The sequence below is a fragment of the Demequina sp. genome, assembly GCF_016278775.1.
GTDB lineage: Bacteria > Actinomycetota > Actinomycetes > Actinomycetales > Demequinaceae > Demequina.
The window spans coordinates 1-6,305 of the sequence record NZ_JADQBF010000032.1 but is presented as its reverse complement, the minus strand read 5'-3'; the positions used below and the strand labels follow the sequence as shown (position 1 = coordinate 6,305).

Here is a 6,305-nt window from a genome sequence, read left to right as displayed (position 1 = left end):
GTTTTGGCATCGACATGTGGCACACTGTTGAGTTCTCAAGGTTCGGACGCGCACCGCATCCACACTCTTTCGAAGTGGATTTGGGGCAACCCTTCTAACTTACTCTCCCCGACCCTCCCTGTCAACTTGCCTCAGCGGCGTGTCTCCAGGTCGGAGGGGGGTTCCTATAGTACCTCGTTCGGGACGCTTGCGCGACCAGAAGTCGGTCCGATAAGAGGCGGCTGCCTGATGAAGTTCGCGGGGCCTTTTCAGTCCTCCGCGCGTTCGCTCCGTCGTGGGCAACAGGTGAAAGATTACGGCCTGGCTCGCTCGCAAGTCAAATCGCTTGCATCCCGGGCGTGTCGAGTCCATCACTCCTGGTAGACCGTCTCTTTGTGAGCCCAGCGTGAGGCGTGCTACGACGACGCTCGCACAAGTCCGATCGTCCTTTTTCCGCGCCGCAACACGAACCAACCACCCGCCAGGGCGTCCGCCGCATCCAACGTCGCATCGGCGTCGGCAACCTTGACGTTGTTGACGTAGGCGCCACCCTCTTGGATGGCCCGTCTGGCAGCGGACTTGGAGTCGACAATGCCCGCCTCCAGGAGCGCGTCCACGATGGAGATTCCGGGCGTCACCGTCACGCCTGCGAGCTCCTCTGCACAGCCGTCGAGGGTGGTCGCGTCGAGGGCCCTCAGTTCCCCCTGGCCGAACAGGGCTCGAGAAGCATCCACCGCCCCTTGGGCCGCCACCTCTCCGTGGACCAGCGACGTGACTTCCCAAGCCAAGGTGCGCTGCGCCTCCCGCCTGAAGGGCTCGGACTCCACCTTGACCTCGAGAGCCTCGATCTGGTCCCTGGTGAGGAAGGTAAACACCTTGAGGAGCTTCACCACGTCCGCATCGTCCTGATTGAGCCAGAACTGGTAGAACGCATACGGGCTCATCATGTCGGGCGCCAGCCACACGGCCCCGCCCTCCGTCTTCCCAAATTTGGTGCCGTCTGCCTTGGTGATGAGCGGCGTGGCCAGCGCGTGCGCCTTCGCGCCCTCCGCCTTGCGAATCAGTTCGGTGCCAGCGGTGAGGTTGCCCCACTGGTCCGAGCCTCCCGTCTGCAGGGTGCAGCCGTGGCGCCTGTACAACTCGAGGTAGTCCATCCCTTGCAGTACCTGATAGCTGAACTCGGTGTACGAGATGCCCTCATCCGAGTTGAGGCGGCGCGACACCGTCTCCTTTGCCAGCATCGTGCCCATGCGGAAGTGCTTGCCCACGTCGCGCAACAACTCGATCGCGGACATGTCCTTGGTCCACTCGTAGTTGTTGACCATCACGGCCGGGTGCTCGCCTTCGAAGCTCATGAGCGGCTCGATCTGGGTGCGAATCCGGTCAACCCATTCGTGGACGGTCTCCACAGGGTTGAGCACGCGCTCGCCCGACTCACGGGGGTCGCCGATGAGTCCCGTCGCCCCTCCCACGAGCAACAGCGGGTTGTGCCCAGCCTCTTGGAAACGGCGCACCGTGAGGATCTGCACCAGGTTTCCGTGGTGCAGGCTCGGGGCCGTCGGATCGAAACCGCAATACAGCGTGACGGGACCCGCGTCCAGCGCCGCGCGCAACTCGTCGTCGCCCGTCGTTTGAGAGATGAGCCCTCGCCAGGCGAGGTCGTCAAGAATGTGCTCCGTCATGATGCGGTCAGCCTAGTAGGGATGACCTGGCCTCGGGGCGAGGCCCGGCACCGTGGCGGTCACTGACATGTGCGCGATCTATGGAAGGCACGCCGGAGCCCGGATACCGTGGTCGCATGAGGTTTCGCGCGACAGTGGCGACGCTGACGGCCCTGCTCGCCTTGGCGGCATGCGGCCCCGGCCCGGAACCAACGTCCGATGCTTCTGCCACCACATCGGCCACCGCGTCGGCGACGGCCGGCCCTGGAGGCGTCGTCGAGCACCGCATCGCCGTTGACGGCGGCCGCTTCATCGATACCGACGCCGGTGATGCCTCGTGGACACCGCGCGGCGTGAACTACGTGCGGGTAGTGGGGGGCCGCGACAGGGTCTTCGCGCCGGGCGTGTGGGACACCGCTCGGGTCGACGCGGACTTCGCCTCCCTCGCGGCGGACGGCTACAACGCCGTGCGCATGTTCCTGGATGGCTGCAACCTGGGTCCTGACTGCATCGCGGAGGCGGACGCGCCAGGCCTCAACGCTGCCTACCTGGACAACATCGCCACCGCCACCCACCTGGCGAGCGACCACGGACTGGTGTTGCTGCTGACCTCCAACGACCTTCCCGATGGCGGCCCGTATCGCACGATCTCGGCTCGCGACGATGGGTCGGACTTTCCTGGCTACCGCAATTCCGACTTCCTTACCGCCAGTGGCCATGAGGCCATGGCCCGATACTGGGACGACCTCATGCAGGGCCTCGCCGACGCCGGGGCAGACTTCTCGTCCGTCTGGGCCTGGTCCATCCTCAACGAGCACTGGCTGTTCGAGGAGCAGCCACCGTTGTCACTCACCTCGGGCGAGGTGACAACCGCCACCGGCACCTACGACATGGCCGACGCCGCTTCCAAGCGAGCGATGGTGATCGACGGCACGCGCGCCATGATCGCCGACGTTAGGACTGAGATCCTGGCGCACGATCCCGAGGCCTTGGTCACGATGGGCTTCTTCGTTCCCAACTTCCCCACCCTGGTGAATCCATCGCGGACGTGGTACTCGGACACGGCGCCCTTGGTGGACAGCAGCGACCTCGACTTCTTTGACTTCCATGCCTACTTTGGCGAGGGCACCCCCGTGACCACCTACACGGCGAACTTCGGCGTTACCGACGCCAAGCCCACCGTCATGGGCGAATACGGCGGTTTTGTGCACGACTACTTCGACGCCGACACTGTGGCGCTCGACGCTCAGCGGTGGATGGCGGCCTCGTGCCCGCTGGGCTGGGACGGGTGGCTCTACTGGGGTTACGAGCGGCTGCCGCTCGACGATGCCACCTGGTCCTTCACCGATGCCAGTGGGCGTCTCCAGGACGCGCTGGCGCCCGTGACGTGGACCGATCCGTGCACGGTGAACCTCGTGGACCCCAACCTGGCGCATGGAGCCCGCGTGTTCGCGTCGGCCGAACTTCCCGAGCACCCGGCATCGGCCGCCGTGGATGGCGATTTCTCTACGCGATGGCGTTCGGGTGCCAGCGCCCCGCAATGGATCCAGGTCGACGTGGGCTCCGGTACGCCGATCGGCGCGATCGAGTTGGTCGTCGAGCAGTGGCCCGCGGGCCACACCGTGCACCAAGTCGAGGTCATCAACGCGGTGGAACGTCGCGAGGTTCACCGCTTTGAGGGCGACACCGCCGATGGAGATGTGCTGCACGTAGACTTCCCCGAACCCCTGACGGGCGTGGTGTCAGTCCGGGTGACGACAATTGAGAGCCCGTCCTGGGTCTCGTGGTACGAGGTGCGGGTGCTCGCGGCCGACTGAGGCCGACCTACGGGGACACCGATGTGCTCGCGACCGTCGCGGCCGCGAGGCGGACAGGGTCGGGGACGGCGGCCACTCCTGGTGCGTCGGGAATCATGATGTGCCCTTCGACCAACTCGAACGGCTCCGTGATGTCCTCGGTGTAGAACCGATCAGAGGCGGAGATGTCGCCGGTGATGGTGAAGCCAGGCATCCCCGCCAGGGCCGCGTTGCCCGCGCGGCCGATGCCGGTCTCGAGCATCCCCCCACACCACACCGGAACTCCAAGATCCACGGCCACATCGTGAATGCGCCTCGCCTCGAGGTATCCGCCGACGCGAGACGGCTTGATGTTGATGATCGCCGCGGCTCCCCACTCGATTGCGTCCTTGGCCGACGCCGCGGAGACCACCGACTCGTCGAGGCACATGGGCGTACGCATCTGCTGGGCAAGCAGCGCGTGATGGCGCATGTCCTCTTCGCCGAGCGGCTGCTCGATCAGGAGGAGATCGAACGCGTCAAGCTGCGCGAGATGGCTGGCGTCGGCGAGCGTGTAGGCGGCGTTGGCGTCAACCTGGAGGGGAACGTCAGGGTGTGCCTCCCGCACGGCGCGCACTGGTTCGATGTCCCAGCCGTGCTGGATCTTCAGCTTGATGCGTTGGTAGCCCTTGCTGAGGTATCCGTCCACCACGTCGAGCAGCCGCGGGATCGAGTCCTGGATGCCGACAGACACCCCGGAGGGGACGCGGTCAAGGGTGACGCCCAAGTAGTCCTTGAAGCTCTGCCCTGCGGCCCGCAACTGCGCGTCGAGCACCGCCATCTCGATGGCCGCCTTCGCCATCCGGTGGCCGATGACCTTCCCAAGCAGGCCAGCTACGGACTCTGCCGTCAGTTCGTCAGCCGACGACGCTGCCGCCAGTCGGGGCAAGAGGTGAGCGGCCGTGACGTCCAGGACGCCGTCTAGGTACTCCGACGAATACACAGGCTCTGTGAGCGCTCCGCACTCCCCCCAGCCCGTCACGAGCGCGCCGTCGACCTCTGCGGTGAGTTCAATGATGAGCACCCGCCGCTCCGTCTGGGTCGAGAAGCTCGTGGTGAACGGCGTCACGAGCGGCAGTGCGAGGGTGTGTAGTTGCACGCGGCGGATTCTCACGGTGCCTCCATCAGGTAGCGGCCGTCTCGGCCCACGGCGGTGGGCCGCCAGCCTGCTTCCCACCGTTCCAGCATGGTGTCGCGCAGGGCAGCCCTCCAACGCACAGCCAACTCGGGGCTGTCGCGCCGCATGCCTTCGATGTCGGCGGGAACCACGAGAGACACGGCCGACGCCGTGGCCGGGACCGCGGCGACGACGGGCGCGAGAAACTCGCCGACGTCGAGGATGGCGGGCACCGGCGGTGGGTCGCGGGGCGCGGTGGGCAGCGGCGCCTCGAGGTTCCACCGCGCGAGGATGCGGTCGGAACCCTGACCCGCGTTCACGCCGTCCGTCATGGCTCCGTAGAAGTCCACCAGGTAGTCGTCGAGTGTGGCACCCAGCCGGCGCACGTTGAAGGCCGCGTTGCGGGCCACCAGCGGATCGAAGGTCCACGTCACGGTGTTCACTGCGTGCTCGAGGCACCAGGCGCGTTGGTGAAGCTTCATGGCGGTGCCAACACCCGCGCTGGCCATGGTGGGCGTCACTCCAGACACATGCGAGTGCATCGCGGCCGCCGCTGGTGGCCCGAAGAACCCTGCCGTCGCACCGACGATGCGGTCGCCGAGGAACGCTCCCGCCACGTAGTTGCCTGAGTGAGCGAGCGCCGTGAGTAGGTGACGCTCCATGACCGGCTCGCTCCACACCTCGCGCCACACCTCGGTGGCGCCCTCCAACGCTGCGCCAGTAAGCAGGCGCACTTCGACGCGAGCCGCGGTGGCGGCGGCCCTGTAGTCGGCCCAGGCGTCGATGCTCATGGGGCCTCCCGAGTGAGCACGTCCCGGATCAGCAGGGCGACCAGCGCCGTGCGAGGCACGATGTGCCCGACCATCACGTGTTCGTCTTCCGCGTGGGCTCCCCCGCCGACGGCGCCGAGCCCGTCGAGCGTCGGCAACCCCAGCCCTGCCGTGAAGTTGCCGTCGGAGGCTCCGCCCACCGCCACCTCGCTCAGGTGCGGGATGCCAGCGGTTGGCGCGAGAGCCACTGCCCGTGCATACAGCGCGGCCGCGGCGTGGCGCTCCATGACGGGGCGGTTGATGCCGCCGCCCACCTCGATACGCGCGCCGGTGATCTGGGGGACGAGGGCGCGCATGGCCGTGTCTACCCGCAGCTGTTCGGCGGCGGTCGTGGCGCGCACGTCCACGTCCACCCGGGCGTGAGCGGGCACGGTGTTGACGGTCGTGTCGGCGGCCAAGCTCGTGGGCGTCACGGTGGTGCCGAGCGCGAGGTCGGCCAACGCGGCAATGCGGGGGATCTGGTGGGCAATCTCGAGGGTGGAGTTCACGCCCTTGTCGGGTTCGAGGCCCGCGTGAGCCGCCTTGCCGAGTGCCTCCACCGAGTACAGGGAGACACCCTTGCGAGCAGTCTTGACGGCCCCGCCTGGACCAGCCGCCTCGAGCACCAGCACCGCGTCGCAGCCCTGTGCCTCTGCCTCGACAAGTTCGCGCGACGTAAGCGAGCCGATCTCCTCGTCTCCCGTCACCAGCAGCGTCACACCGTCAACGGCATCGGCGCCGTGGGTCTCGGCCACCGCGGCGAGGGCGTGCACGGCCTGCGCCAGGCCCACGATCATGTCGAAGCAACCAGGGCCACGCATCACACCCTCGGCGATCTCGAAGGGGTGCCGCGCGAGCGTCCCGAGCGGCCACACGGTGTCGTGGTGCGCAAGAAGCAGCACCC

Annotated in this window: 5 protein-coding genes; 1 reads left to right on the top strand and 4 read right to left on the bottom strand. The window is 67.1% G+C overall.

The window, feature by feature from the left end:
- Positions 1-395: 395 nt before the first annotated feature.
- On the bottom strand, positions 396-1,661 hold the full coding sequence (gene tyrS, locus QZZ33_RS05065) for a tyrosine--tRNA ligase (protein ID WP_291378643.1): 1,266 nt from the start codon (positions 1,659-1,661) through the stop codon (positions 396-398).
- Between the two features lie 116 nt (positions 1,662-1,777).
- Between tyrS and QZZ33_RS05060 the strand changes: the two genes are divergently transcribed.
- Positions 1,778-3,457: a discoidin domain-containing protein gene (locus QZZ33_RS05060; protein ID WP_291378641.1), complete on the top strand. Its 1,680-nt coding sequence runs from the start codon at positions 1,778-1,780 to the stop codon at positions 3,455-3,457.
- A gap of 7 nt (positions 3,458-3,464) precedes the next feature.
- Here QZZ33_RS05060 and menC read toward each other — a convergent pair whose 3' ends face one another.
- From menC to QZZ33_RS05045, 3 genes are all read right to left on the bottom strand, one after another.
- Positions 3,465-4,589 carry an o-succinylbenzoate synthase gene (gene menC, locus QZZ33_RS05055; RefSeq protein WP_291378639.1) on the bottom strand — a complete coding sequence of 375 codons (1,125 nt, stop codon included), beginning with the start codon at positions 4,587-4,589 and terminating at the stop codon, positions 3,465-3,467.
- The gene (locus QZZ33_RS05050; protein ID WP_291378638.1) at positions 4,586-5,383 is read right to left on the bottom strand and encodes a hypothetical protein; all 798 of its coding nucleotides are present in this window, start codon (positions 5,381-5,383) and stop codon (positions 4,586-4,588) included. The genes menC and QZZ33_RS05050 overlap by 4 nt, the downstream gene beginning before the upstream one ends.
- On the bottom strand, positions 5,380-6,305 hold a 926-nt coding region (locus QZZ33_RS05045; RefSeq protein ID WP_291378637.1), incomplete at its 5' end, for a M20/M25/M40 family metallo-hydrolase. The genes QZZ33_RS05045 and QZZ33_RS05050, both read right to left, overlap by 4 nt.

Bases quoted from the DNA above. Each gene is read 5' to 3' on its own strand.
- tyrS (WP_291378643.1), bottom strand. From the start codon at position 1,661: ATGACGGAGCACATTCTTGACGACCTCGCCTGGCGAGGGCTCATCTCT.
- QZZ33_RS05060 (WP_291378641.1), top strand. From the start codon at position 1,778: ATGAGGTTTCGCGCGACAGTGGCGACGCTGACGGCCCTGCTCGCCTTG.
- QZZ33_RS05050 (WP_291378638.1), bottom strand. From the start codon at position 5,383: ATGAGCATCGACGCCTGGGCCGACTACAGGGCCGCCGCCACCGCGGCT.